Source organism: Roseisolibacter agri (assembly GCF_030159095.1).
Lineage (GTDB): Bacteria > Gemmatimonadota > Gemmatimonadetes > Gemmatimonadales > Gemmatimonadaceae > Roseisolibacter > Roseisolibacter agri.
In genome coordinates this window covers 1-24,497 of the sequence record NZ_BRXS01000002.1, presented here as the reverse complement: position 1 = coordinate 24,497, position 24,497 = coordinate 1, and the positions used below count along the sequence as shown (strand labels likewise).

The window sequence follows — 24,497 nt, the reverse complement described above, 5'->3', positions numbered from 1 at the left end:
CCATGCCCGACGCCATCCTGCTGCTCCACGGCGCGCTCGGCGCGCGCGACACGCTGCGCCCGCTCGCCGACGCCCTCGCGCCGCTCGTGCCCGCGGGCACGCCCGTCCATGCGCACGAGTTCGCGGGGCACGGCGCCACGCCCGATCCCGACGCCGCGTCCGACGCGCCGTACGACGTCGCACGGCTGGCCGCGGGCGTGTTGGACGCGATGGACCGCGACGGCATCGCGCGCGCGACGGTGTTCGGCTACAGCATGGGCGGCTACGTGGCGCTGCTGCTGGCGGCCGAGCATCCGGCGCGCGTGCGCGCGGTGGTGACGCTGGCGACCAAGCTCGCGTGGACGCCCGAGTCGGCGGCGCGCGAGACGTCGCGGCTGGATCCCGCCGCGATCCGCGCGAAGGTGCCGCGCTTCGCCGATGCGCTGGCCGCGCGCCACGGCGACGCGGGCGGATGGGAGCGCGTGCTGTCGCGCACCGCGGCGATGATGCACGCGATCGCCGCGCGGCCGACGGTCACGCCCGACGTGCTGGCCGCGATCGCGTGTCCGGCGCGCATCTGCGTCGGCGACCGCGACGCGACGATGACGCTGGACGAGTGCGCGGCCGCGGTGCGCGCGCTGCCGAAGGGCGAGCTGGCGGTGCTGCCCGCGACCGGCCATCCGCTGGAGCACGCCGATCCCGCGCGCCTCGCGCGCGAGGTGGCCGAGGTGCACGCGCGCGCCGAGACCGCGCCGTCCTGAGACGTCCGGTCGCTACTTGCGCACCGGATCCGCGTAGGTCGCCGCGATCCGGCGCGCGAGCTCCGTGAGCGCGTCGCCGGCGCCGTCGAGGTTGGTCATCACGGCGACGCTCAGGTCCCGATCGGGCACGTGGTAGAGCATCGACGTGAAGCCCGGCTGGTTCCCGCCGTGGTACACGGCGCGCCCGTCCGGCTCCACGGCCCAGCCGAAGCCCATGCCCGGCGGCTGATAGCCCGGCGGCACCGGCAGCCCGGCCAGCGTGCGCGCGATGATGTCGGGCGTCAGGTGCGACCGCGTCATCTCGCGCACCGAGCGCGCGTCGAGCAGTGTGCCCGCATCGAGCGCCATCGCGAAGCGCACGAGATCCTCGGCCGTCGCGACGAAGCCGCCGGCGGGCACGCGACAGCTCGCGTCCAGCGGCGGCGCGTTCGCGAGTGGCTGGCCCTCCGCGCGCCGGTAGCCGCGCGCCCGGTGCGGCACGACGGCGAGATCGTCGAGCCGGGTGCCGCGCATGCCGGCCGGCTCGAAGACCGTGGTCCGCACGACGTCCACGTAGCGCTGGCCCGACGCACGCTCCACCGCGAGCCCGAGCAGCGTGTAGCCGTAGCTCGAGTACGTGATCTTCTCGCCCGGCGCGTGCTCCAGCGAGTCGGTGGCGAAGATGGCGAGCGCCTGCGCGAGGCTGTCGCAGTGGCGCGTGGTCACGAACTCCGCGTCGTTCCGGTAGTGGCGCACGCCGCCGGTGTGGCGCAGCAGGTCGCGCAGCGTCACCCGGTCGTACGTCGCCGGCAGCTCGCGCACGTAGGCGCGGATCGAGCGGTCGAGCTCCAGCTTCCGCTGCGCCGCCAGGCGGAGCACGGCGGCGGCGGTGAACGGCTTCGCCACCGACGCCGTGCGATAGACGGTGGCCGCGGTAGCGGGCACCGCGTTCTCGACGTCGGCGCTGCCGAAGGCGCCGGAGTACGCGATCCGCCCGCCGACACCGACGGCGACCGAGATGCCGGGCGCGCCGATCGACTGCTGCGCCGCGCGAACGAGCGAGTCCAGCTGCGGCGCGGACGGCCCGCCCGGCTGCGCGGCGGCGACGGCCGCCAGCGTGACCATGCCGACGATCGTGGCGACGATCCACCCGACGGCCTTTCGCGTCCGACGCGGCGTCATGCGATCTCCCTCGTGCGATGGGACGGCGCGCCGCGGCACGGCCGGGGCCGCGGCTCGGGCCATCGCTTCCGGCAGGACTCGCGCCTCCCGCGCGGTCGCGCCGGACGCCGGCGCGCTCAGTCGCCGCGCCCGAGCAGCTCCTGCGCCGTGCCGGGCGCGAGCTCCGCACGCGGCGTCGCGCCAGCACCGATGAGCCCACGCCGCTCGGCGAAGCGCGCGAGGGCCAGCGTGCTCGAGGCGCCGATGACGCTGAGCACCGTCATCACGCCGAGAAAGAGGATCGGCGCGCCGAGCGACATGCCGAGCGCGCCCACCAGGACGCCGGTCACCACGCCCCAGGCGGCGAAGCGCTGGAACGACAGCTCCTCGAAGCGGCGGCGCCCGCCCGCGATCCCGAGCACGATGGCGAACACCACGCCGGCGATGAAGCCGGGGATCGCCAGCGTCTGCGGCCACATGTCGACCTGGCGCGTGAAGCCGTGCGCCGCGGGCGCGACGTTGTCGAGCAGCTCGATCAGGCCGCCGATGCCGATCCCGCCGATCGCCCAGATCAGCCCCATCCCGAGCACCCCGCGGATGCGTCTCAGCCACTGCCGCACGACTTCCTCCCGGTGCTCGTGAACGCCGCGACCGGGTTCGACCGGTCATCCACTTTGCATTATAAAGTGCATGGCCGCTCGCGCAAGCCGCTTGCGGCCACGTGCGGCGCGGGGCACCGTGGCGGTCGTCGGCGCGGCGGATGGCCGATGCGCGACCGACATGCGCCATGCACCGCGTGCGCGACGCACGCACCACCGGGAGAGACATGACGACGAGCGCCGCAGACGCACTGGCCGCGACGGGGCTGGGCCGCATCGGACAGATCGCGATGACGGTGCGCGACCTGCGCGGCGCGGTGACCTTCTACCGCGACGTGCTCGGCCTGCCCCTGCTGTTCGAGGCGCCGCCGAGGCTCGCGTTCTTCGACTGCGCGGGGCAGCGGCTGATGCTGGGGGAGCCGGAGGACGGCGAGGCGCCGCGCGGCAACTCGGTGCTCTACTTCAGCGTGCCGGACGTGCACGCGGCGCACGCGACGCTCACCGCGCGCGGCGTGACGTTCGTCGACGCGCCGCACCTCATCGCGCGCCTCGCGGACCGCGAGATCTGGATGGCGTTCCTGCGCGACCCGGAGGAGAACCTGCTGGCGATCATGGCCGAGGTGCCACTCACCAACTGACGGCTGCGCGCTGCGGACTGCGGGTCCTCACGCGCCGCGCGACAGCGCCTGCAGCACCGCCAGCGCCTCGTCGGCCCGCATCTCCGGCACGAACACGTGGTCGTGGCGCGCACCCGCGATCACGTTGGCCGCGATGCCGCGCGCGGCGAGCGCGCCGGACACCGCCGCCGTGAGCCCGACCGCCTCGAGGCTGGAGTGCACGGTGAGCGTGATGCAGCGGAACGCGGGCGTGTCGGGCAGCCCGTGTGCGCGCGCGTGCGCCAGCGGCAGCACGAGCGACATGCCGTCGTCCTCGCGCATGCTCGCCAGCGCGTGCTCCGCGTGCGCCTGCGCCGCGTCGTGATCGAGCCAGCAGAACACCCACTCGCCGTCGCGCAGCACGGGCGCGAGCGAGCGAAGGAGGGTGGGGAGGTCGGTCAGATGCATCGGGAGGCTGCGTGCCGCGTGCTTCGTGCTGCGTGGCCGACACCGACGCGCCGGACCCCTTTGGCTATTGGGGAGGATACGGATCCTTTGGATCTGAACGGATCGTGCGGATCGCGCCGCGTGGCGGCGACGTCCCGTGCACTCCGAGGAGCGATCCGCATGATCCGTCTCATCCGGAGCATCCGCATCCTCACCAGTGGCGGACAGCTCGGGTGCGACGCGGACTGCCGAGGGCACCGCGCCCACACGCAGCACGGAGCACGCAGCACGCAGCCCTACCGCTGTCCCAGCGCTGCCGGCGCCGCGGCGCGTCCGGACACGCTCGCCAGCACGACGAGCGTCAGCAGGTACGGCAGCGCGAGGAAGAGCTGATACGGCAGCTGCCAGCCCATCGCCTGGAAGAGGTACTGCAGCGCGCTCGCGGCGCCGAAGAGCAGGGCCGCCGCGGCGACGCCGACCGGGTGCCAGCGGCCGAGCACCACGATCGCGATCGCGATGAACCCGCGGCCCGCGCTCATCCCCTCGGCGAACGTCCCGGCCTGGGCGAGCACCAGGGTCGCGCCCGCGAGGCCGCCGAGCGCGCCGCCGAAGAGGGTGGCCGCGAGCTGGACGCGGCGCGGGCGGATGCCGGCGGCGACGGCCGCGTCGGGGCGCTCGCCGACCGCGCGCAGCGCGAGCCCCGCGTGCGTGCGCGACGACCACCACGCGAGCGCCGGCACCAGCAGGTAGAGGAGGTAGGTCGCCGGCGGCTGCGCGAACAGGGCGCGGCCGAGCAGTGGGATCGCGCTCAGCCCCGGGATCGGGGCCGGAGGCGTGGTCGGCAGGGTGAGCGCGGCGCCCGTCTCCCCATACAGGGTCCGGTACAGCGTCCCCGTGAGGCCGAGCGAGGCCAGGGTGACGGCCGTGCCGGTGATGATCTGGTCGGCGCGGAGCCCGACCGCGAACGCCGCGAAGAGCGCCGCCGCCAGCAGCCCGGCGAGCGCGCCCACCGCGAAGCCGAGGAGCGCGCCGCCGGCGCCCGGCGCGAGGCCCGCACCCACCAGCGCGCCGAAGGCGCCCGCCATGATCGCCCCCTCGAGCCCGATGTTGATGACGCCGGCCCGCTCGGTCACCGACTCGCCGAGGGCGGCGAGGGCGAGCGGGGTGGCGGTGCGGACGGTGGCTTCGAGGAAGGCGGCCAGGGCGTCGCTCATGCGGCGCGCTCCCTCGCGGGGGCGGCGGGGCGCACGTCGCGGAGCCGGTCGGCGGCGAGGACGAGCAGGATCAGCAGCGCCTCGACGACCGTCACGACGACGGCCGGGACGCCCGCGTCGCGCTGCATCGCGCCGGCGCCCGCCTCCAGGGCCCCGAAGCCGATCCCCGCGACGACGACGCTGAGCGGGTGCAGGCGGGCGAGGAGGGCGACGGCGATCGCCGTGTAGCCGTAGCCGGGGGAGAGGTTCTCGTAGAGCGCGTAGGTGACGCCCGTGACCTCGACCGCGCCGGCCAGCCCCGCGAGCGCGCCGCTCAGGAGGAAGGCGCCGGTCGTCACGGCGGGGACGGCGATCAGCCCCGCGCTGGCGGCGGCGGCCGGGTTGAGGCCGGCGGCGCGCAGCCGGAAGCCGGCGGCGGTGAAGCGCAGCAGCGCCCAGAGCGCCACGCCCGCCAGCACGGCCAGCGCGAAGCCGACGTGCAGCCGCGACTCGGGGACCAGGATCGGGAGCCGCGCCGCGTCGGGGAGCGACGGGGACTGGGGATAGATGCGCTGCGGCTCCTGGAGCGGGCCGCGCACCAGCCACCCGGCGGCGTGGAGCGCGACGAAGTTCAGCATGATGGTGCTGATGACCTCGAGCACGCCGAAGCGGCGGCGGAGCAGCGCCGCGATCCCGGCCCAGGCCGCGCCGGCCGCGACGCCGGCGATCAGCGCCGCAGGGGCGGCCAGGATGCCAAGGATCGGTGCCCCCGCCAGCCCCACCGCCGTCGCGGCCGCGCCGCCGGCCAGCAGCTGCCCCTCCGCCCCGACGTTGAGGATGCCGGCGCGGAAGGCGATGGCGACCGCGAGCCCGGCCAGGATCAGCGGCGTCGCGCGGACGAGCGTGGCCGAGAGCAGCGCGTAGCGCGATCCCGCGGCGCCCGCCCAGAGCGCGGAGAGCGCGCCGGCGGCGTCGTGGCCGGTGGCGGCCAGCAGGAGCACGAGGCCGCCGGCCGCCAGCAGCAGGGTGGCGGCGCCGACGGCGAGCGGTCGGAGGGGCACGGCGCGCAAGCTACCATCGACGCGCCCGGTTTGGCCTGATCAGCGGCAGGCGGCCACGTCGGCGAACGGGGCCCGGGCGCGCAGGTCGCGCAGCGCGCCGCGCATGACCGCGTCGCGGAAGCGCTGGCGCGGCTCCTCGAGGATCTCCTGCTCCCATGGTGCACCGAACGTGGCTCGCGACTGCCAGAGCGGGAAGCCGATCATCGGCGCACGGGCGGCCTGGCTGCGCAGCATCCCGCGGGCGCGCGCGTCGGCCGCGACCCAGAGCAGGCGACTCTGCCAGGGCGCCAGGGGGCAGGTGCCGGCAGCGCGACCGGAGCCGCCCGGGGGCATCCGCTCGGTCAGGCCCGCGGGGAAGCCGAGCCCGATGAGGGTCCGTTCGGCGCCCCAGGTGGAGGAGGCGTCGAGCGCCAGGCGCGCGACGGCGGCCGCCGGCATCGGGGCGTCGGCGCCGAAGCGGGCGCGGAACCAGGCGACCGAGACCGGGGAGATGGGCGTCACGCGACCCAGCGCCTCGACGATCGCGTCGGCGGCTCCAGTGCCCGGTGCGGGGACGGCGGCACCCGCGAAGCCCGGCAGCTCCGCGTCCTGCACCGAGGTGAGCGCGCCATTCATGCGCCCCTCGCGCGCCAGCATCGCCGCCACGAACCAGTCGGCGCCCCGCGCGAACAGCTCCGCGGGTCGGTCGTTGCCGCCGCGGGTGCGGGCCGCGTTCCGGCTGCGGGTGTCCGCGAGGCCGCGCACCGCGGTCGCCAGCGGCTCGGCCCCCAGGCGCGCGGCGCGGTCGGTGGCGTAGGTGCCGCGGAGACCGAGCTGGGTGCGCGCGGCCTGCCAGTCGAGGTCGTGGGCCAGCTCGTGGGCGATCGTCCCCGGGCCCGAGGCGGGTGGGAGGAAGATCGTCCGCGAGGTCGGGTCGTGGAGCGCGAGCGCGAGGTCGCCCTTCGGCGACGCGCCGATGCGGACGTTCAGCCCGTCGAGCGTCAACGCGGGGAGCGCCAGCCGGAGGTCGGACACCGCCAGCTCGAGGTCGCGCAGGGCGGGGACGCGCCACGACGCCGGCAGCCCCCGCTCGAAGGCGACGCGGGCGATCCCGCTGGAGATGCGGAGTCGGTCGGCGACCGTCTGGACGTCGCGGTCGGCGGCGGTCGCCGGCGTCACGGGCGCCTGTGCGTACGGCCGCGCCGCGACCGCGACCGCATGGACCAGTCGCGCGACGCGGCGGAGCGCGTCACCGTCGGCGGGGAGGGTGCCGCGGGCGCGGACCCACTCGACCGCGAGGCCGTCGGCGGTGCGGGCGCGCGCCGCGAGTCGCCGCAGCACCGCCGGATCGCTGCCGGTCCCGATGCTGTCGCGTTCGAGGCTGCCGTCTGACACGGTCGAGCGGAAGCCGCCCAGGGTGATCGTCACGAACGGATCCGGTCGGGCGCGCCGAGCGGACTCGATCGCGGCCAGGCGCTCCGCGGTGCGGCAGGGGAGGAGCGCGTCGGGCGCGGCGCAGGCGACGACGGCCGCCACGGACGGCGCCATCGGCGCAGCCTGTGCGATGCTGTCGCCCGGCTGCGTCGTGTCTGGCTCCGTGGAGACGAGGGCAGAGCGCACTCGCTCGCGCATCGCGACCAGCAGGCGTTCGGCGTCGCGGGCCGCGGTCGCGTCGTCGGCGCGCAGGTCGTCGGCCAGGAGCGGCCGCTCGACCGTCAGGCGGCGCTCGCGGCGCCAGCGCTCCAGGAGGACGAGCGCGTCCGAGTCGGCGGCGACGCGGGTGGCCGCGCTGGCGGCGAGCAGCCGGGCCGCGTCCTCGCGCGCCAGCCGCCGGTCGCGGGCGAGCGCCGCCGCCGGCACCGCCGCCTCCGCGGTGCGGGGGGTGACCAGCCGCTCCGCGCGCGCGAGCGCGAACGCCAGCCGAACCGTCGCCTCGCCCGTGCGGGCCGACGGCGCCGCGGCGACCGTCGAGTCGATCAGCCGGCGGTGCAGCCGGCCGTCGACCAGCGCGCCCGGCCGCCAGGGGTCGGTCGCGTCCGCGAGCGCGGCCGGATCGACGGTGTACGTCTCCCCATAGGCGGCGCGGCCGAGGAGGGCCCAGGCGAGGGTGCGGCCCAGGCGGCGCGAGAGCTCCGGATCCTGCCGGGCCTGCTCCGCGAGGCGGAACGGGGAGCCCAGCCCGAGCCGCGCCCGCTCCAGATAGAGGAGGGCGCGGGCGCCGGACGAGTCGAGCCGGGCGGCGGCGGGGCGCCCGGCGGTGCCGAGCGCGGTCTCGTCGGCGCGGGCGACCGCCAGGAGGGAGTCGACCACCCGCTCCGCCCGCGCGATCTCCGCCGCGTCGTCGCGCGAGATCCGCGCGCGCTCGCGGCACCCGCCCGCCACGGCCGCCGCGAGGGCGAGCGCGAGGGGGAGGATCCGTCGGAGCGGGCGGGATTGGAGGGACATCTGGCGGACGCGGGTGCAGGGGCCGTGCGCGGGGGGCGGCGGTCCGGAGCCCGGGTCGCCGCTTCTCTAGTCGAAGACGCCGAGCATCGCACGCCCGACCGCCTCACGCTCGGCCGGAGCCGGGCGCACGTGTCCGTCGTACACCACGAGGACGCGGTCGGCCAGCGCCAGCACCTCGTCCAGGTCGCTCGAGTAGACGATCACCGCCGCGCCGGCCGCGCGTGCGTCGCGCAGCCGCGCCAGCACGGCGGCCGTCGCGCGGACGTCGAGGCCGCGCGTGGGGTTCTCGGCCACGACGAGCTCGGGGGTGCCCGTCTCGTCGCCGGCCAGCTCGCGGGCGACGACCAGCTTCTGCTGGTTGCCGCCGGAGAGCGCGCGGGCCGGGAGCGTGGCGCCGGCCGGCCCGGCCCGGACGTCGAAGCGCTCCAGCAGCGTGGTCGTGCGCCGACCGAGCGCGGTCCAGGGGACCAGGCCGCGCCGGGCGCCCGCGCCCCGCAGCGCCACGTTCTCGACGAGCGAGCCGTCGAGCAAGAGGGCATCTCGGTGCCGATCCTCGGGGACGAACCCGACACGCGCGGGGCGGGTGAGCGTGCCCGCGGTCGGCGCGAGGCGGCCGGCGAGGAGGCGGAGCAGCTCGCGCTGGCCGCTCCCCTCGACGCCGACGACGCCGACCAGCTCACCGGCGCGCAGCTCGAAGGTGGCGTCGCGGACGACGGTGACGCCGCGCGCGTCGACGTAGCGGAGGTCACGTGCGGCGGCGCGCACCGGGCCGGCGGTCGGCGCGGCGTCGTGGTGCGCCGCGGGGCCGGCGCCGACGGTCGCCAGCGCGGCGTCGTCCGTCCCGTCGGCGGCGCCCAGCATGTGGCGGGTGAGCGCGGTCTCGTCGGTGGCGGCGGCCCTGGCGGTGGCGACCGTGCGCCCGCGCCGCAGCACCGTCACGTCGTCGGCGAAGGCGAGCGCGTCGCGCAGCTTGTGGGTGATGAGGACCGCGGTCGCCCCGGCGTCGACGTAGCCGCGGAGCCAGGTCAGGAGCTCGCGCGCTTCGGCCGGGCCGAGCACGGCGGCCGGCTCGTCGAGGATGAGGAGGCGGGCGTCGCGGGCGAGCGCCTTCACGATCTCGAGGCGCTGCTGGCCGGCCACCGAGAGGTCGCCGGCGCGGGCGTCCGGATCGAGGGCGAGGCCCGCCCGCGCGCCGACCTCGCGGACGCGGTCCGCCGCCGCCCGCGCGTCGTACCGCCCGCGTCCGCCCAGCGCCACGTTCTCCGCCACGGTCATCGCGGGGACGACCGTGAAGTGCTGGTGGACCATGCCGATGCCGGCGGCGATCGCGTCGGCGGGGGAGGCCAGGCGGCGCGCGACGCCATCCAGGCGGATGGTGCCCGCGTCGGGCGGCAGCATCCCGAACGCGATGCGCATGAGCGTCGTCTTCCCGGCGCCGTTCTCGCCGAGGACGGCGTGGAGCGTCCCGCGCCGGACGGCGAGCGACGCCCCGTCGAGCGCGACGGCGGCGCCGAAGCGCTTGACGATGCCGTCGAGCGCGAGGATCACCCCATCGTTGACCGGGTGGGTCACCCGCGGATCAGCGCGCGGCGCCGGCGGCCTGCTCCGGGCAGCCGGTGCGCTGCCGCGTGTCGGTGAGCGCGAGGATGCGCCACTCGGTCCCGGTGCGGGCGAGGGTGAACGCGTCGACGCCGCAGTGGCTGAACTTCGTGCCGGCGTAGAAGGCGTAGCGCGTCCAGACGGTGGCCATGGGCCCGTCCACCTGCACGATCTCGCCGGAGATGCGCTCGTCCCACACCTCGGCGTGCGGCGTCCCGACGGCGCGGACGAAGCTGGCGAGCGAATCGACGCGGACCTGCGGCGTGCCATCGCGGCCGACGAGCGCGGAGGAGAGGAGCGCCTGCGGGTGGAAGACGGCGCGGACGGTGGCGCTGTCGCCGGCGCGCATGGCGTCGAAGAGGCGCTTGACGACGGCCAGCGCGGCGGCGCGGTCGGCGGCGGGATCGAACGTGGGGGCAGCGGCGGCCGGCGCCTGGGCGGCCAGCGGCGCGGCGGCGAGGAGCGTCGCCAGGAGCGACGCGGAGGCGAGGATTCGGGGCGTCATGCGGGTAAGATGCGGCATGCCGCACGATGCCGCCGCCTCCGGGGCCCCTTCCGGGCCCGCCGACCCCGTCGATCTTCCGTTCGAGATCCGCCCGTCGCCGATGCAGGGGCTGGGAGCGTTCGCGACGCGCTTCATCCCCGCGGGCACGCGCCTGATCGAGTACGCGGGCGAGCGGCTGACGGTGGCGGAGTCGGAGGCGCGGTATCCGGACGTGCCGGGGGAGCGGCACCACACCTTCCTGTTCGCAATCGAGGACGAGATCGACGGCGAGTGGGTCGAGGTGGTGGTGGACGCGGCGGTGAACGGCAACGAGGCGCGCTTCATCAACCACTCGTGCGACCCGAACTGCGACGCGATCGTGGAGGGCGGGCGGATCTGGATCGAGACGATCCACGACGTGGACCCGGGCGACGAGCTGGCGTACGACTACGCGTTCGTGCTGGAGGAACGGCACACGCCGGCGGCGAAGCGGCGGTTCCCGTGCAACTGCGGGGCGGCGAACTGCCGGGGGACGATGCTCGCCAAGAAGCGCTGACGGCTGCGGGCTGCGGATCTGAACCGCTGTGTGCTGCGCGGCCGGCATCGACGCAGCCGACCTGACCGGCGAACGGCTTCGACAGGATTGGACGGATTGGACGGACAAGATCTGATGTGACTTCCTCGTCGGGCGTGGCTCCCTGCGCCGCGAGGAGCGTACATCCGATCTTGTCCGTCAATCCGTTTGATCCTGTCTGCTCTTGTCGTTCGGGTCCGGCGCGCTGGACCCTCCTGTCCTTTTGGAGGGATGCGGATGCTTCGGATGAGAACGGATGCTCCGGATCGCTCCGCACCGGCGCACGGAGCGTCGCCGCCACACGGAGCGATCCGAAGGATCCGCTCCGATCCGGAGCATCCGCATCCCTCCACAAGTCACAGGGCGCGGGCGCAACGACGGCTGACGACGGCACGGATCGAGTCCCGCGGTCCGCCGCACCGTCACCGGCCGAGCTGCCGCAGGAGCGTCGCGACGTCGTAGTAGGTGCGACCGCCGGTGATGCGGCCGTCGTGCACGGTGAGCACGTCGCAGAGCGGCAGCTCGACGCTGCGTCCGGTGGGCTCGATGCGCCCCTGCGGCGTGTCGAGTGGGCCGGTCTGCCGGCCGCGGCCGACGTACTCCATGGTCACCGTCTCGCCGCATCCGACCAGCGTCGTGAGGTCGACCCTCGACTCGGGGAACGCGGTCGCCCAGTTGCGCTGGTACCGCTTCATCGCGTCCGCCCCGCGATAGACCTCGCCGGTGGCGACGTTGCGGAGTTCGGCGTCGGGCGCGATGACCGCGTCGAGCCGGTCGAAGTCGCGCGTGTTGTACGCGTCGATCAGCGTGCGCGCGATCGTGGTGACGTCCTGGCCGGCACCCGTGTAGGTGGCGGCGTCCTGCTGCGTGGACTTTGCCATGACGACCTCCCGGGCTGCGGAGGTGAGGTCCCCACCCGCCCCTGCGCCACGTGGCCGACGCCGGCAGCGGGAGTGCGCCGGGCGGCGGGACGGAGCGGGAACGTGCGCCGCGCCTCCGTGCGGCGCGCGGCGCTCCACGATCGTGAGGCGCGTGCGCGAGTCAAGCTGATCGGACCTGCCACGGCGCGCCGACCTCGCCAGCGGCGGCGGGCTGCGCGGCCGTCTGACGCTCGGGCGCGGAGCAGTGTGTCGCATGCCGAGGTCCGGCGCGCCCGAGCCCCCTGGCGATTGGAGGGATACGGATGCCTCGGATCGGAACGGATCGTTCGGATCGCTCCGCTCGAGTGCACGGAGTGTCGCCGCCACGCGGCGCGATCCGCAGCATCCGCCGCATCCGGAGCATCCGCATCCTCCCCAAAGGCGAGCGGGTCCGGCGTGAACAGGCCGGCCACGTAGCGCGCAGCGCTCAGCCTCTGACCACCCGCGCCGTCGTCACGACCGACCCCACGTGCCGCTGCGTGTGCTCGGCCGCGTGAAAGAGCAGGCCGAGCACCGTCGACGGCAGCTTCGCGCGGCCGACCTCGCGCACGTCGGCGAGCGTCGACGGATCGGTGGCGCGCAGCTGCGCGAACGCGGCCGCGACGCGCGCCTCGAAGCCGGCCAGCAGCGTCGCGCCGTTCACCTGCTCGGGCGCCTTCTCCGCCGCGAGCGCGGCGCGCTGCGCGTCGTCGAGGGCCGCACCGCGCGCGTACGTCAGCAGCCGGTCGAGCGCGCCGCCGGCGTGCAGCACGTGCCAGCCGGCCGAGGGCGCGCCGCCCCCGGGACTCCGCCACAACGCCGCGTCGTCCAGCGTGCCGACCGACGCGCGCACGTCCTCCAGCGCCTGCTGCAGCGCGTGCGCCGCGGGCTGCAGCGTGGGCGGCACGCCGGCGATCGGGCCGCGCAGCCAGGGCTCGGGCGCGCTCATGCCCGCGCTCATGCCGGCTCGGGGCGCACCGGCGTCGCCGCGTCGTCGCCGATGACGGTCGTCCACGGGCGCACGCGCCAGGTCCGCACCAGCCCGTTCGTCACGTACGGGTCGGCCTCCGCGAAGCGCTCCGCGACCGCCGGCGAGTCGCCGCGGAAGAGCAGCACCGCGCCGTCCACCGGATCCGCGAGCGCGCCGCCGAGCACCAGCTCGCCGCGCGCGTGCGCGGCCCAGCCGAGGGCGAGGTGCGCGCCGCGAAACTCGCCGCGGCGGGCGAGGTAGTCGGGCGCGACGTCGTACATGAGCAGGTAGTGCATCGCGAGGCGCGGCGCGGGTGGAGGGGGGGACGACGGTGCAAGTCTGCGGAGGGCGTGCGTGGGACGCCAGCGGTGCGACCGTCCGTGACGGCCGACGCGCCGCGCTCTGGCGTCCTCCTGCGCACCCCGGTAGGATTTCGCCGCGGCTCCCCTCACGCGGTGACTCCCATGCCTCTCGACCAGGCCGCCGCGACCCCGCGGCGCACCTTCCTGCGCACGCTCGGTGCGGCGGCCGGCGCCGCGATGGCCGCGCCGCTGCTCGCGCCCCTCGCGGCGTGCGCGCCCCGCGCCGGCTCCGCGCCGGACACCACCACGCCGGCCAACGCGTCCACGGCGCCCGCCACCATGCGACTCGGCGTCCAGCTGTACACGCTGCGCGACGCGCTCGGGAAGGACCTCGAAGGGACGCTCGCGGCGCTGTCGCGGATCGGCTACCGCAACGTCGAGCTGTTCCAGCACCACGGGAAGACGGCGGCCGAGCTCCGCGCGATCCTCGACCGGCACCAGCTGGCGGCGCCGTCGGCGCACGTGCCGCTCGCGCAGTTCCGCGCCTCGGTCGCCAAGGTCCTCGACGACGCGGCGACGCTCGGCCACCAGTGGGTCGCCGTGCCGTGGCTGGACCAGAGCGAGCGCACCGTGGACGCGTACAAGCGGCTCGCCGCCGACCTGTCGCGCTGGGGCGAGCTCGCGCGCGCGCGCGACATCGGCATGGCGTACCACAACCACGACTTCGAGTTCGCGCCGATCGCGGGGACGACGCAGACGGGATGGGACATCCTGCGCGCGGAGGCCGACCGGCAGCTCGTGAAGTACGAGCTGGACGTGTACTGGGCGACCAAGGCGGGGAAGGACGCGCTGGCGCTCATGACCGGCGAGCCGGGGCGCGTGGTGATGATCCACGCGAAGGACGCCACCGCGGCGCCCGAGCGGAAGATGGTGGACGTCGGCGCGGGGACGATCGACTTCGCGACGCTGATCCGCGAGGGGCGCCGCGTGGGCCTGCAGGGCGTGTACGTGGAGCACGACAATCCCACCGACGCGCTGGCGACCGCGCGTGCGGGCTACGAGCACCTTCGCCGACTGATGTCCTGATGGCGCACAGCGAGCAGCAGGTCTACGACGTCGCGATCGTCGGCTCCGGAGCCGGCGGCGGCATGGCCGCGTACGCGCTGACGAAGGCGGGCGCGCGCGTGGTGATGCTGGAGGCGGGCCCCGCGTGGTACGCGTCGAAGAACTCGACGATGATCCTGCCGGCGTACGCGACGCCGGGGCGCGGACGCTCCACGCGCAACCGCGAGTTCGGCGAGCACGACGCGTGCGACGGCGGCTTCGAGATCGAGGGCGAGCCGTACACGCGCGCCCCCGGCACCCGCTTCGACTGGTGGCGCGGGCGCATGCTCGGCGGGCGCACGAACCACTGGGGCCGCATCTCGCTGCGCTTCGGGCCGCGCGACTTCAAGGGGAAGACGCACGACGGGCTGGGCGACGACTGGCCGATCGGCTACCAGGACATCGCGCCGTACTACGACCGCATCGACGACCTGATCGGCGTCTTCGGCAGCAACGAGGGGCTGGAGAACCACCCCGACGGGCGCTTCCATCCGGCGCCCAAGCCGCGCTGCTACGAGCTGCTGGTGAAGAAGGCGAGCGACAAGCTGGGGATCACGTGCATCCCGTCGCGGCTCTCGATCATCACCAAGCCGCTGCCGGGCCGTCAGGCGTGCCACTACTGCGGCCAGTGCAACCGCGGCTGCAGCGTGAAGGCGAACTTCTCCAGCCCCGACGTGCTGATCGCGCCGGCGCTGGCGACGGGGAAGCTGACGCTGATCACCGAGGCGATGGCGCGCGAGGTGACGGTCGGCCGCGACGGGCTGGCGACGGGCGTCTCGTACGTGCACAAGCCGAGCGGCGAGGACCGGCACGTGCGCGCGAAGGTCGTGGTGCTGGCGGCGAGCGCGCTGGAGAGCGCGCGGCTGCTGCTCAACTCCAAGTCCTCGCAGTTCCCGCAGGGGCTCGCGAACGGCAGCGGCACGGTGGGGCGCTACATCACCGACACCACGGGCACCGACGTCTCGGGCTTCATCCCCGCGATGGTGGACCACGTGCCGCACAACGAGGACGGCGTGGGCGGCATGCACGTGTACATGCCGTGGTGGCTGGACAACGCGAAGCTCGACTTCCCGCGCGGCTACCACATCGAGGTGTGGGGCGGGCTGGGGCAGCCGTCGTACGGCTTCGGCGGCGGGATCCAGCGCTACCCGAACGTCGCCGGCTACGGGAAGAAGCTGAAGGAGGACTACCGCAAGTACTACGGCGCGACGATCGGCTTCTCGGGGCGCGGCGAGATGATCCCGAACGACAAGTCGTACGCCGAGATCGACCCGACGGTGGTGGACCAGTGGGGGATCCCGGTGCTGCGCTTCCACTGGGAGTGGAGCGACCACGAGATCAACCAGTCGAAGCACATGCAGGAGACCTTCCGCAAGCTGATCGCGGAGATGGGCGGCACGGTGTTCAGCGGCATGCCGACGAAGGAGCAGCAGTACGGGCTCGCGCCGGGTGGCCGCATCATCCACGAGCTGGGCGGCGCGCGCATGGGGACCGACCCCAAGACGTCGGTGCTGAACGCCGACTGCCAGGCGCACGACTGCAAGAACCTGTTCATCGCCGACGGCGCGCCGTTCGTGTCGCAGGCGGACAAGAACCCGACGTGGACGATCCTCGCGCTGGCGTGGCGCACGGCGGACGCGATCACGGCCCAGCGGAAGGCGGGAGCGATCTGATGAGCGAGAACATCAACCGTCGCGCGGCGCTCAAGGTCCTGAGCGTCCTGCCGCTCGCGGGCGTCGTCGACGCCGTCGAGGCGCAGCAGCCCGCGCAGCCGCCGCGCACGCCGCACGCGACGCCCAACCAGCCGGCCGGGCAGACGGCGCCGCCGGCGGCGAGCGTGCCGAAGCGGAAGTTCTTCACCGCGCGCGAGTGGCGCACCGTCGGCGTGCTGGCCGACGACATCATCCCGCGCGACGACCGCTCGGGGAGCGCGACCGACGCGGGCGTGCCGGCCTACATGGACCACCACATGTCCGTGCAGGAGACGAGCGACGAGTCGCGCGTCGCGATGCGCGGCGGGCTGCGGTGGCTCGATACCGAGACGCGGCGGCGCTTCAACGTCGCGTACCATCAGGCGAGCGAGGCGCAGCGGCACCAGATCCTGGACGACATCGCGGGCCCCGCGGCGCAGGCGCCGCCGGCGCTGCGGCCGGGCGCGGCGTTCTTCAACACCTTCCGCAACATGGTCGCCTCGGGCTTCTTCTCGAGCGCGATCGGGTGGAAGGACCTGCAGTACCAGGGGAACGTCTTCAACCCCAACTGGCAGGGGTGCCCCAAGCCGGCGCTCGACAAGCTGGGCGTCAGCTACGACCTGATGACGACGCGCGTCGCACCGCAGGGCACCCCGACGCGATGAGCGACCGCCTGGGGATCGGCTTCGTCGGCAGCGGCTTCATCGCGCGCTTCCACATCCGCTCCTTCCAGGCGGTGCGCGAGGCCGACGTGCGCGGCGTGTGGAGCCCCGACGCGCGGCACGCCGAGTCGGCCGCCGCGTACGCGCGCTCGCTGGACGTGGGCGACGCGCGCGCGCACGCCTCGATCGCCGACCTCGTCGCCGATCCGCACGTCCACGCGATCTGGCTCGTGGGGCCCAACCACGCGCGCGTGGCCAACGTCGAGGCGATCGTGCAGGCGATACGCGAGGGGCGCGGCACGCTGCGCGGGCTGGCGTGCGAGAAGCCGCTGGCGCGCACGGTGGCGGAAGCGCGCCGCGTCGTCGAATTGGTGGAGTCGGTGGGGCTGCCGACCGCGTACCTCGAGAACCAGCTGTTCGCGCCGCAGGTGGAGACGGGGCGCGAGCTGCTGTGGGCGCGCGGCGCATCCGCCACCGGACGGCCGTACCTCGCGCGCGCGGCGGAGGAGCACAGCGGGCCGCACATGCCGTGGTTCTGGAGCGGCGTGCAGCAGGGCGGCGGGGTGCTGAACGACATGATGTGCCACTCCGCGCTGCTCGTGCGGCACCTGCTCACGCGCCCCGGCGAGCCGCTGTCGAGCGTGCGGCCCGTGCGCGTGACGGCGCAGATCGCGAGCCTCAAGTGGACGCGCCCCGAGTACCGCGCGGTGCTGCAGCAGCAGATGGGCGTCGACTACCACCGCGCGCCGTCCGAGGACTTCGCCAGCGCGACGATCGAGTTCGAGACCGCGGAAGGGCACACCGCGATCGGCGAGGCGTCGACGTCGTGGAGCTTCGTGGGCGCGGGGCTGCGCCTGAGCGCCGAGCTGCTGGGGCCCGAGTACTCGATGCGCTGGAGCTCCCTGGACACGGGGCTGCAGCTCTTCTTCAGCCGCGCCGTGCAGGGCCGCGCGGGCGAGGACCTGATCGAGAAGCAGAACGCCGAATCGGGCCTGATGCCCGTCGTGGTGAACGAGGCCGCGGCCTACGGCTACGAGGCCGAGAACCGCCACTTCGCGCGCGCGTTCCTCGGGAAGGAGCAGCCGCGGCTGACGTTCGCCGACGGGCTGGAAGTGGTGCAGCTGCTGATGACCGCGTACCGCAGCGCGGAGGAGCGCCGCACGCTGGAGTGGGCGCCCGACACGATCGCCGACTACGTCCCCCCGGTCGCCCGCGGCACGTGGCGACCGCCCGCCCTCGACCGCCTCGCCACCGCCCGGAGCTGAGCCCCGCATGAACGATGGACAGGGTCCCGTGACCAACCCGATCACCCGCCGCGAGTTCGTCGGCACGGCGTCGACGCTGGCGATGGGCGCGATGATCGTCCCGCGCCACGTGCTGGGCGGCCCGGGCTACCAGGCGCCGAGCGACACGCTGAACGTCGCCATCGTCGGCGCCGGCGGCATGGGCATGAGCAACTGGACGCAGCTCCTCGGCGAGAACGTCGTGGCGATCTGCGACGTCGACATGCCGTACGTCGAGCGGTCGATCGCGGGACGCCTGCGCGTGCGCCCGCCCACGAGCGTGCCCGCGACCGTGCCCGAGGCCGAGCGCGCGAAGTGGATGGAGGAGCGCACGAAGGCGGCCGAGAAGTCGCTGCTGGAGGCGCAGGCGGTCGAGCGCACGTATCTCAAGGCGGCGAAGTACGCCGACTTCCGGCAGCTGCTGGACAGGCAGAAGAACCTGGACGGCATCGTCGTCGCGACGCCGGACCACCTGCACGCCGTGATCGCCGAGCGGGCGATGCGCGCGGGGAAGCACGTGTACGTGCAGAAGCCGCTGGCGGCGACCGTGCACGAGTCGCGCGTGCTCGCGAAGACGGCGCGCGAGCTGCCGAAGATCGTCACGCAGATGGGCAACCAGGGCCACTCGGGCGAGGGGACGCGGCGCATCCGCGAGCTCATTCAGGCCGGCATCATCGGCAAGGTGAGCGAGGTGCACGTCTGGACCGACCGTCCGGTGCGCTACTGGGCGCAGGGGATCCCGCGGCCGGAGGTCGCGAACGCGACGAACGGTGCGGCCGCACCCGCGGCGGCGCCGCAGGCTGCGCTGGCGCTGAGCGACGGCAAGCCGCTGCCGGTGGCGCCGCCGCGCTGGAACATGCGCACGGTGGACAACGCGGTGCTGGCGGCGATGGCGGCCAACCCGCAGTCGCCGCCGCCGGGGCTCGACTGGGACCTCTACTGCGGCCCGGTGCCGCCGATCCCGTACCATCCCGCGTACCACCCGTTCAGCTGGCGCGGGTGGACGGACTTCGGCGTGGGCGCGATCGGCGACATGGGCGCGCACCTGATCGACCAGCCGTACTGGGCGCTCGACCTCACGCAGCCGACGAGCGTCAGCGCGTCGTCGACGCCGTGGGGCGGACCCGCGAACAACCCCGCGAGCTATCCGCTGGCGATGACGGCGGAGTACGAGTATCCCGCGGTCGGCGCGCGCGGGCCGGTGAAGCTGTTCTGGTACGACGGCGGGCTGATGCCGCCGCGTCCCAACTTCCTGCCCGACGACCAGACGCTCCCGCGCGGCGACGGCGGCGGGGGCGTGTTCATCGGCGAGAAGGGGATCCTGATCTACGAGACGTACGGCAACAACCCGCGCGTCTTCCCGGCGTCGCTGCAGGAGGCGGCCGACCGCGTCCCGAAGACGGTGCCGCGCGTGGACGTCCCGCACGAGGTGAACTGGGCGAACGCCTGCAAGGGCAAGGGGCAGGCGAGCAGCCCGTTCGCATACGCGGCGGCGCTGAACGAGACGATGCTGCTCCCGATCGTGGCGCTGCGCGCGGGGCAGGGGCGGAAGATCGCCTACGACGCCGCGGCGATGACCGTGACCAACGTGCCCGAAGCCAACCCATTCCTCACGCGCCGGTACCGCGACGGCTGGAGCCTCTGACGACCATGCGAACCTCTCTCCTCGTGCAGGCCGCGCTCCTCGTCGTGGGGGCTGCGGGCTGCGGACAGCGGAACGACACCGTCGCCGACTCGCCGGCGGCGACGAGCACCGCCACCGACACCGCGCAGGCCATGGGCGACGTCACCAACGCGGCCGCGCAGCCGGGCGCGCCGAACACGCTCACCGACGCCGAGCGCGCCGACGGGTGGAAGCTGCTGTTCGACGGGACGTCGACCGCGGGGTGGCGCGGCTACGGCAAGACCGCGATGCCGGACTCCGGGTGGTCGGTGGTGGACGGCGCGCTCACGCGCACGGGGCGCGGCGGCGACATCGTCACGACGGACAAGTACAAGGACTTCGAGCTGGCGCTGGAGTGGAAGGTGCCGCCCGGCGGCAACAGCGGCGTCTTCTACCACGCGCTGGAGAGCGCGGACCCGATCTACTACAGCGCGCCCGAGATGCAGATCCTGGACGACGCGCGGCATCCGGACGGCAAGAACCCGCTGACGTCCGCCGGCGCGGCGTACGGGCTGTACGCGCCGCCGCGCGGCGTGGTGAAGCCGGCCGGCGAGTGGAACAGCGCGCGGCTGGTGGTGCGTGGCAACGCGGTGGAGCACTGGCTCAACGGCCAGAAGGTCGTGAGCTACGAGGCGTGGAGCGACGACTGGAAGGCGAAGGTCGCGGCGTCGAAGTTCGCGGCGTGGAAGGCGTACGGCACGGGCAAGGAGGGCCTCATCGGCCTGCAGGACCACGGCGACCGCGTGCAGTTCCGCTCGATCAAGGTGCGGGTGCTGCCATGAGCGCCGCCGCCGCGCCCGTGCGGGGAGGGGGCGGTGCGATCCGCACGCGCCTCTCCGTGATGATGTTCGTGCAGTACTTCATCTACGGCTCGTGGCTGGTGACGCTCGGGACGTTCCTGGGGAACGTGCTGCGGGCGAGCGGCAAGGAGATCGGCTTCGCGTACATGATGCCGGCGCTGGCGGCGATCGTGTCGCCGTTCATCGTGGGGATGATCGCGGACCGCTTCTTCGCCACGGAGAAGATGCTGGCGGCGCTGCACCTGGTGGGGGCGGCGCTACTGTACGTGGCGACGCTGCAGGACGGCTTCTCGGGGTTCGCGCTCTACTTCGGCCTGTACACGCTCTGCTACATGCCGACGCTGGCGCTCACCAACTCGCTCTCGTTCGCCAACATGGGCGACCCGGGGCGCGAGTTCCCGCGCATCCGCGTGCTCGGCACGATCGGCTTCATCGCGGTGGGCTGGGTGATCGGCTTGCTGGGCGCCGACGCGACGGCGATGCCGCTGCGCATCGGCGCGGGCGCGTCGGTGCTGATGGCGCTCTACGCGCTCACGCTCCCGCACACGCCGCCGCAGGCCGCCGGCAAGCCGTTCTCGGCGCGCGACGTCCTGGGGCTGGACGCGCTGGCGCTGATGAAGGACCGCTCGTTCGCGGTGTTCGTGCTCGGCTCGTTCCTGCTGTGCATCCCGCTGCAGTTCTACTACGCGTTCACCAACCCCTTCCTGAACGAGATCGGGGTAGCCGGCGCGGCGGCGAAGATGACGCTCGGGCAGATGTCGGAGATCGGCTTCATGCTGCTGATGCCGTTCTTCTTCGCGCGCCTGGGCGTGAAGAAGATGCTGCTGATCGGCATGGCCGCGTGGACGGCGCGCTACGTCCTGTTCTCGCAGGGGAACGCGACGAGCGGGATGTGGATGCTCTACCTCGGGCTGCTGCTCCACGGCGTGTGCTACGACTTCTTCTTCGTGACGGGTCAGATCTACGTCGACCAGCAGGCGGACGTCTCGATCCGCGCCGCGGCGCAGGGCTTCATCACGCTGGTGACGCTCGGCCTCGGGCAGGCGATCGGGAGCTGGCTGTCGGGCGTGGTGGTGGACGCGAACACGGTCGCGGGCGCCGCAGGCGCGGTGACGCACGACTGGACGTCGATCTGGCTGGTGCCGGCGGCGGGTGCGCTGGTGGTGCTGGTGATCTTCGCGCTGCTCTTCCGGCCACGGGCGCAGCGGCCGGGTGCGCATGTGCCGGAGGCGGCGCCGGCGAGCGCGCCGGCCTGACGCGGCCGGCATCGACGCGCCGGACCTGTTGGCCTATTGGGGGGAAGCGGATGCTTCGGATCTGAACGGATGATTCGGATCGCTCCGTGTAGCGCATGGGACGTCGCCGCCATGCGGAGCGATCCGGAGCATCCGTCTTCATCCGGAGCATCCGCATCCCTCCCAAAGGCAAGAGGGGTCGAGCGCGCCGGACCAGAACGGCAACAGCAGCAAGGATGAAAGTCCGAGAAGATCGGATGAGAGCGGATGGCTCCGGCGGAGCGCGTGGATTCTCGCGCCACGCGGAGCCATCCGTCGTTATCAGATCTTATCCGATCTTCATCCTTGCAAATGCAGGTCGCTGGCGCCCGGCCTACCGGAAGATCCCGAAGTTGCCGAGCAGCCACTACGCAGGACCCGACCGCGCCCGCGCAGGATCTCTCGAGCGACCTGCAGCCCTATGCGGCGCAGACTGGGAGCGGGAGCCGTTCGCCGGCGTCCAAGCGGCGGTACGTCGTGATGGAGGACATCGGAGCGCGCACTGCTTACGCGCGGACATGGCACCTGTCGGGACACGCGACCGACAACGCAGAGTTCGACAACATCCTCGTCAACGTCGTGGCGCGGCGAGCACGCTCCGGAGAGCGGAGAAGCGGCCGGCGCTGGCGGACTTGCAGGGCGGGAGCGGCATGGCGCGGACGGCGAATGCGGTGCTACCGCTCTACCGGTCCGGCGCGTACGAGGCACCGGATCCATTCGGAGGCGCGAGCCTAGACGACGTGCCCGAAGTCGAGGTGGCCGCATCTCGGCGCACGCCGCGCGCGCAGCTCACGCCCGGCTCGGACGGGGTACGCATGCGCGTGTTCAGCCGGCGTCCACAACGCGTGCCGCACGGTGCGGGTGTGCAGGCCCCCGACGCGGTGCACGATCGTACGCGCAATCCGACGGGCCAGCGGTCCGCGGCTTAACACCGTGCACGCGTCCGGCACGCGCCATACATGCGCTCGCCGATGACACGCCGCGAATCGTCAAGCACGGCTTGCTGAATTGCAAGATGCCGCGCTCTTGACAGCACGGATGCGCAACCGAATAGTGGGCGCCCGGTAAACAAATGCATGGCGCGCGAGGCGTGTGCGACGCACGATCCCGGCGGCGCATGGAAGTCGCGCAGCGACGGTAGCGGTGGTTCGCGCCGCAGCGTCAACGGCACCACGTGTCCGCGATCCCTTCGCGCCACTCAAGCGCGAACATCCCTCGTGCGCGTCACTCACGCGTCTTCGCGGTTCAGTTGCGGCCCTCGAGCGCGACGCGTGTGCCGCGTCCTCCGTTCAATCCCTCGAACGACCCCCACCCACCGCGCGACCTCGCTAGGAGTTGCCGCATGCGTACTCGGCGCTGGATGACGCCTCCCACTCGGACGACCCTTGGAAGATCCGCCTCGTCTCAGACGATCGCAGGTCTCGGACGCGTCGCGACGCTTGGCCTGCTCGCCTTGAGCGCAGCGTGCGGTGATGCGGATCCGGCGCGACCGCGAGCTCTCGCTCCGACGTCCCGTGCTTCGGCCGAGGTCGTACCTGGCAGCCAAGTCTATATTGACACGCCCCCGCCCATCGTCGTAGAGGCTACCGGACCCGATGGCGCGGTCGTCGCCTTCGCGACTCCGAATGCGTATGACGTTGATGGAAATGCTCTCCCGGTGCAGTGTGATGCCCCGTCGCCAACTCTCTTCCCGTTCGGCAGCACAAACGTGATCTGCTTCGCCGTTGACGCTGCTGGCAACAGCAAGAACACCCACTTCACCGTCCGCGTTCAGGATACGACGAATCCTCAGCTGACTATGCCGCCAACCCAGGTTGTGCAGGCGGCCCCTGGTGCGCAGGAAGCATCAGTGAGTTTCACGGTGCACGCCAGTGACGTGGCAGACCCGGATGTTCAGATCGTTTGTGATGCGGAGTCCGGTGCGATGTTTCCGATCGGTACCACCCAGGTGACCTGCGCGGCGTACGACAACTTCTGGAATTCCGCATCGGGTTCGTTCCTCGTCGTGGTCGAATCCGTCCCGACCTTCGCGTTTACCGGGTTCTTCCAGCCCGTCGCGAACGACGGCGTCTTCAACGTCGTGAAAGCCGGTAGCGCGATCCCCGTGAAGTTCAGTCTCGACGGGAACCGCGGTCTCGCGATCCTGAAGAGCGGATCGCCCTCGGCCACGACGGTCAGCTGCGTCTCCGAGGCTGCCCAATCCGCGGTCGGGGAGACGGTGGCCGCGTCTGGCAACAGTCTGTCGTACGATGCGGCGACGGATCAGTACATCTACGTGTGGAAGTCCGAGAAGGGCTGGGCTGGTGGCTGTCGTCGGCTCGACGTGACGCTCACCGACGGCCGGACCAAGTCCGCGTTCTTCCGCTTCACGCGGTAGTGGCGCACGTGCCCGTACGTCTTAAGGCGATCTGCCCGTGGGACGGTCTGCTGACGCGCGCGCATCGCGCGATGCACTTGACCTGAAGCGGAACACGCGTCAGGGTGCGGAAGCGAGATGACACCGACTCTCGCTTCCGCACCTGCCAACTCGGCGCCCGCGCCGCGCATCTCAGCGCCGCCCGCGCCGGTCGTCCGCGCCCTCGGCGTGGACCCGGGCCGCACCAGCGCGATCGTCGCGCGCGACATGCCGATCGGTCTCTCGCGCATCGGCCCGCGCGCTTCGACACCGAGTCCGCGCAGTGGGTGGATCACCGCGTCGTGCGTCCCACTACGGCCAAGGCGCTGTCGGCGCGGAGCGGAAACGCTGTACGAGTGCGTGCGTCGCGATCCTAGAGCTCGTCGGCGCGGGCTCGCGCGGGTCCGCGCGCGTCTCTCCGCTCCTACCGCTGCAGCTGGTCCATCAGGCGTGATCTGGGGGTAGAGCGGCCTAGGTAGTGTCTGAGAAGTACCGCGTTGCGTAGCGGGCGGCGAGGACGAGGCAGATGGCGGCGCGGTAGGTGACGGCGAGCTTCTCGGCCCGCGTCGCCACGCGCCGCCAGCGCTTGAGCCACCC

At 73.5% G+C, this 24,497-nt stretch carries 22 protein-coding genes; 11 read left to right on the top strand and 11 right to left on the bottom strand.

Annotated elements, in window-relative coordinates; all coding sequences use genetic code 11:
* Positions 1-2: 2 nt before the first annotated feature.
* Positions 3-740 carry an alpha/beta fold hydrolase gene (locus rosag_RS04685; RefSeq protein WP_284348884.1) on the top strand — a complete coding sequence of 246 codons (738 nt, stop codon included), beginning with the start codon at positions 3-5 and terminating at the stop codon, positions 738-740.
* Between the two features lie 12 nt (positions 741-752).
* Here the strand turns inward: rosag_RS04685 and rosag_RS04680 are convergent, their stop codons facing one another.
* Together rosag_RS04680 and rosag_RS04675 are read right to left on the bottom strand one after the other, a co-directional pair.
* Positions 753-1,901: a serine hydrolase domain-containing protein gene (locus tag rosag_RS04680; RefSeq protein WP_284348883.1), complete on the bottom strand. Its 1,149-nt coding sequence runs from the start codon at positions 1,899-1,901 to the stop codon at positions 753-755.
* Between the two features lie 116 nt (positions 1,902-2,017).
* Positions 2,018-2,500, bottom strand: coding sequence for an MnhB domain-containing protein (locus rosag_RS04675; protein ID WP_284348882.1), 483 nt, complete (start codon positions 2,498-2,500; stop codon positions 2,018-2,020).
* Positions 2,501-2,706: 206 nt separating this feature from the next.
* On the opposite strand from rosag_RS04675, the gene rosag_RS04670 reads away from it, so the two are divergent.
* Positions 2,707-3,117: a VOC family protein gene (locus rosag_RS04670; RefSeq protein ID WP_284348881.1), complete on the top strand. Its 411-nt coding sequence runs from the start codon at positions 2,707-2,709 to the stop codon at positions 3,115-3,117.
* A gap of 27 nt (positions 3,118-3,144) precedes the next feature.
* On the opposite strand, the gene rosag_RS04665 is transcribed toward rosag_RS04670, so the two are convergent.
* The 6 genes from rosag_RS04665 to rosag_RS04640 form a co-directional block, all read right to left on the bottom strand.
* Complete coding sequence (locus tag rosag_RS04665) at positions 3,145-3,543, bottom strand: ACT domain-containing protein (protein WP_284348880.1); 399 nt, start codon at positions 3,541-3,543, stop codon at positions 3,145-3,147.
* Between the two features lie 275 nt (positions 3,544-3,818).
* Entirely contained in the window at positions 3,819-4,736 is a 918-nt protein-coding gene (locus tag rosag_RS04660; protein WP_284348879.1) for an ABC transporter permease, read from the bottom strand.
* Positions 4,733-5,776, bottom strand: coding sequence for an ABC transporter permease (locus tag rosag_RS04655; protein WP_284348878.1), 1,044 nt, complete (start codon positions 5,774-5,776; stop codon positions 4,733-4,735). The genes rosag_RS04660 and rosag_RS04655 overlap by 4 nt, the downstream gene beginning before the upstream one ends.
* A 39-nt stretch (positions 5,777-5,815) precedes the next feature.
* Entirely contained in the window at positions 5,816-8,200 is a 2,385-nt protein-coding gene (locus rosag_RS04650) for a hypothetical protein (RefSeq protein ID WP_284348877.1), read from the bottom strand.
* A 66-nt stretch (positions 8,201-8,266) separates the two neighbouring features.
* A complete protein-coding gene (locus rosag_RS04645) occupies positions 8,267-9,772 on the bottom strand; it encodes an ABC transporter ATP-binding protein (protein WP_284348876.1) in 1,506 nt (501 codons plus the stop codon).
* Between the two features lie 7 nt (positions 9,773-9,779).
* Complete coding sequence (locus rosag_RS04640; RefSeq protein WP_284348875.1) at positions 9,780-10,304, bottom strand: nuclear transport factor 2 family protein; 525 nt, start codon at positions 10,302-10,304, stop codon at positions 9,780-9,782.
* 16 nt (positions 10,305-10,320) lie between these two features.
* On the opposite strand from rosag_RS04640, the gene rosag_RS04635 reads away from it, so the two are divergent.
* On the top strand, positions 10,321-10,839 hold the full coding sequence (locus rosag_RS04635; RefSeq protein WP_284348874.1) for an SET domain-containing protein: 519 nt from the start codon (positions 10,321-10,323) through the stop codon (positions 10,837-10,839).
* A 440-nt stretch (positions 10,840-11,279) separates the two neighbouring features.
* Here the strand turns inward: rosag_RS04635 and rosag_RS04630 are convergent, their stop codons facing one another.
* From rosag_RS04630 to rosag_RS04620, 3 genes are all read right to left on the bottom strand, one after another.
* Entirely contained in the window at positions 11,280-11,738 is a 459-nt protein-coding gene (locus tag rosag_RS04630) for an ester cyclase (RefSeq protein ID WP_284348873.1), read from the bottom strand.
* A gap of 466 nt (positions 11,739-12,204) precedes the next feature.
* A complete protein-coding gene (locus rosag_RS04625) occupies positions 12,205-12,705 on the bottom strand; it encodes a DinB family protein (RefSeq protein WP_284348872.1) in 501 nt (166 codons plus the stop codon).
* Between the two features lie 8 nt (positions 12,706-12,713).
* Positions 12,714-13,022 (bottom strand): YciI-like protein, encoded by a 309-nt coding sequence (locus tag rosag_RS04620; RefSeq protein ID WP_284348871.1) that lies wholly within the window; start codon positions 13,020-13,022, stop codon positions 12,714-12,716.
* A gap of 168 nt (positions 13,023-13,190) precedes the next feature.
* On the opposite strand from rosag_RS04620, the gene rosag_RS04615 reads away from it, so the two are divergent.
* The 8 genes from rosag_RS04615 (at position 13,191) to rosag_RS04580 (ending at position 23,882) form a co-directional block, all read left to right on the top strand.
* Positions 13,191-14,114 carry a sugar phosphate isomerase/epimerase family protein gene (locus tag rosag_RS04615; RefSeq protein ID WP_284348870.1) on the top strand — a complete coding sequence of 308 codons (924 nt, stop codon included), beginning with the start codon at positions 13,191-13,193 and terminating at the stop codon, positions 14,112-14,114.
* The gene (locus tag rosag_RS04610; RefSeq protein WP_284348869.1) at positions 14,114-15,805 is read left to right on the top strand and encodes a GMC family oxidoreductase; all 1,692 of its coding nucleotides are present in this window, start codon (positions 14,114-14,116) and stop codon (positions 15,803-15,805) included. Before rosag_RS04615 ends, rosag_RS04610 begins: the two co-directional genes overlap by 1 nt.
* On the top strand, positions 15,805-16,488 hold the full coding sequence (locus rosag_RS04605) for a gluconate 2-dehydrogenase subunit 3 family protein (RefSeq protein WP_284348868.1): 684 nt from the start codon (positions 15,805-15,807) through the stop codon (positions 16,486-16,488). Before rosag_RS04610 ends, rosag_RS04605 begins: the two co-directional genes overlap by 1 nt.
* On the top strand, positions 16,485-17,750 hold the full coding sequence (locus rosag_RS04600) for a Gfo/Idh/MocA family protein (protein WP_284348867.1): 1,266 nt from the start codon (positions 16,485-16,487) through the stop codon (positions 17,748-17,750). The genes rosag_RS04605 and rosag_RS04600 overlap by 4 nt, the downstream gene beginning before the upstream one ends.
* 7 nt (positions 17,751-17,757) lie before the next feature.
* A complete protein-coding gene (locus rosag_RS04595) occupies positions 17,758-19,413 on the top strand; it encodes a Gfo/Idh/MocA family protein (protein ID WP_284348866.1) in 1,656 nt (551 codons plus the stop codon).
* Between the two features lie 5 nt (positions 19,414-19,418).
* Complete coding sequence (locus rosag_RS04590) at positions 19,419-20,213, top strand: 3-keto-disaccharide hydrolase (RefSeq protein WP_284348865.1); 795 nt, start codon at positions 19,419-19,421, stop codon at positions 20,211-20,213.
* Complete coding sequence (locus rosag_RS04585) at positions 20,210-21,487, top strand: nucleoside permease (RefSeq protein ID WP_284348864.1); 1,278 nt, start codon at positions 20,210-20,212, stop codon at positions 21,485-21,487. The genes rosag_RS04590 and rosag_RS04585 overlap by 4 nt, the downstream gene beginning before the upstream one ends.
* Before the next feature lie 1,360 nt (positions 21,488-22,847).
* Positions 22,848-23,882, top strand: a complete 1,035-nt coding sequence (locus rosag_RS04580; protein WP_309298172.1) for a PxKF domain-containing protein — start codon at positions 22,848-22,850, stop codon at positions 23,880-23,882.
* Positions 23,883-24,497 lie beyond the last annotated feature (615 nt).

Coding starts and splice junctions, on each gene's coding strand:
- rosag_RS04615 (WP_284348870.1), top strand. CDS start 13,191: ATGCCTCTCGACCAGGCCGCCGCGACCCCGCGGCGCACCTTCCTGCGC.
- rosag_RS04620 (WP_284348871.1), bottom strand. CDS start 13,022: ATGCACTACCTGCTCATGTACGACGTCGCGCCCGACTACCTCGCCCGC.
- rosag_RS04665 (WP_284348880.1), bottom strand. CDS start 3,543: ATGCATCTGACCGACCTCCCCACCCTCCTTCGCTCGCTCGCGCCCGTG.
- rosag_RS04685 (WP_284348884.1), top strand. CDS start 3: ATGCCCGACGCCATCCTGCTGCTCCACGGCGCGCTCGGCGCGCGCGAC.
- rosag_RS04660 (WP_284348879.1), bottom strand. CDS start 4,736: ATGAGCGACGCCCTGGCCGCCTTCCTCGAAGCCACCGTCCGCACCGCC.
- rosag_RS04585 (WP_284348864.1), top strand. CDS start 20,210: ATGAGCGCCGCCGCCGCGCCCGTGCGGGGAGGGGGCGGTGCGATCCGC.
- rosag_RS04580 (WP_309298172.1), top strand. CDS start 22,848: ATGCGTACTCGGCGCTGGATGACGCCTCCCACTCGGACGACCCTTGGA.
- rosag_RS04610 (WP_284348869.1), top strand. CDS start 14,114: ATGGCGCACAGCGAGCAGCAGGTCTACGACGTCGCGATCGTCGGCTCC.
- rosag_RS04640 (WP_284348875.1), bottom strand. CDS start 10,304: ATGACGCCCCGAATCCTCGCCTCCGCGTCGCTCCTGGCGACGCTCCTC.
- rosag_RS04635 (WP_284348874.1), top strand. CDS start 10,321: ATGCCGCACGATGCCGCCGCCTCCGGGGCCCCTTCCGGGCCCGCCGAC.
- rosag_RS04630 (WP_284348873.1), bottom strand. CDS start 11,738: ATGGCAAAGTCCACGCAGCAGGACGCCGCCACCTACACGGGTGCCGGC.
- rosag_RS04600 (WP_284348867.1), top strand. CDS start 16,485: ATGAGCGACCGCCTGGGGATCGGCTTCGTCGGCAGCGGCTTCATCGCG.
- rosag_RS04625 (WP_284348872.1), bottom strand. CDS start 12,705: ATGAGCGCGCCCGAGCCCTGGCTGCGCGGCCCGATCGCCGGCGTGCCG.
- rosag_RS04605 (WP_284348868.1), top strand. CDS start 15,805: ATGAGCGAGAACATCAACCGTCGCGCGGCGCTCAAGGTCCTGAGCGTC.
- rosag_RS04670 (WP_284348881.1), top strand. CDS start 2,707: ATGACGACGAGCGCCGCAGACGCACTGGCCGCGACGGGGCTGGGCCGC.
- rosag_RS04595 (WP_284348866.1), top strand. CDS start 17,758: ATGAACGATGGACAGGGTCCCGTGACCAACCCGATCACCCGCCGCGAG.
- rosag_RS04680 (WP_284348883.1), bottom strand. CDS start 1,901: ATGACGCCGCGTCGGACGCGAAAGGCCGTCGGGTGGATCGTCGCCACG.
- rosag_RS04590 (WP_284348865.1), top strand. CDS start 19,419: ATGCGAACCTCTCTCCTCGTGCAGGCCGCGCTCCTCGTCGTGGGGGCT.
- rosag_RS04650 (WP_284348877.1), bottom strand. CDS start 8,200: ATGTCCCTCCAATCCCGCCCGCTCCGACGGATCCTCCCCCTCGCGCTC.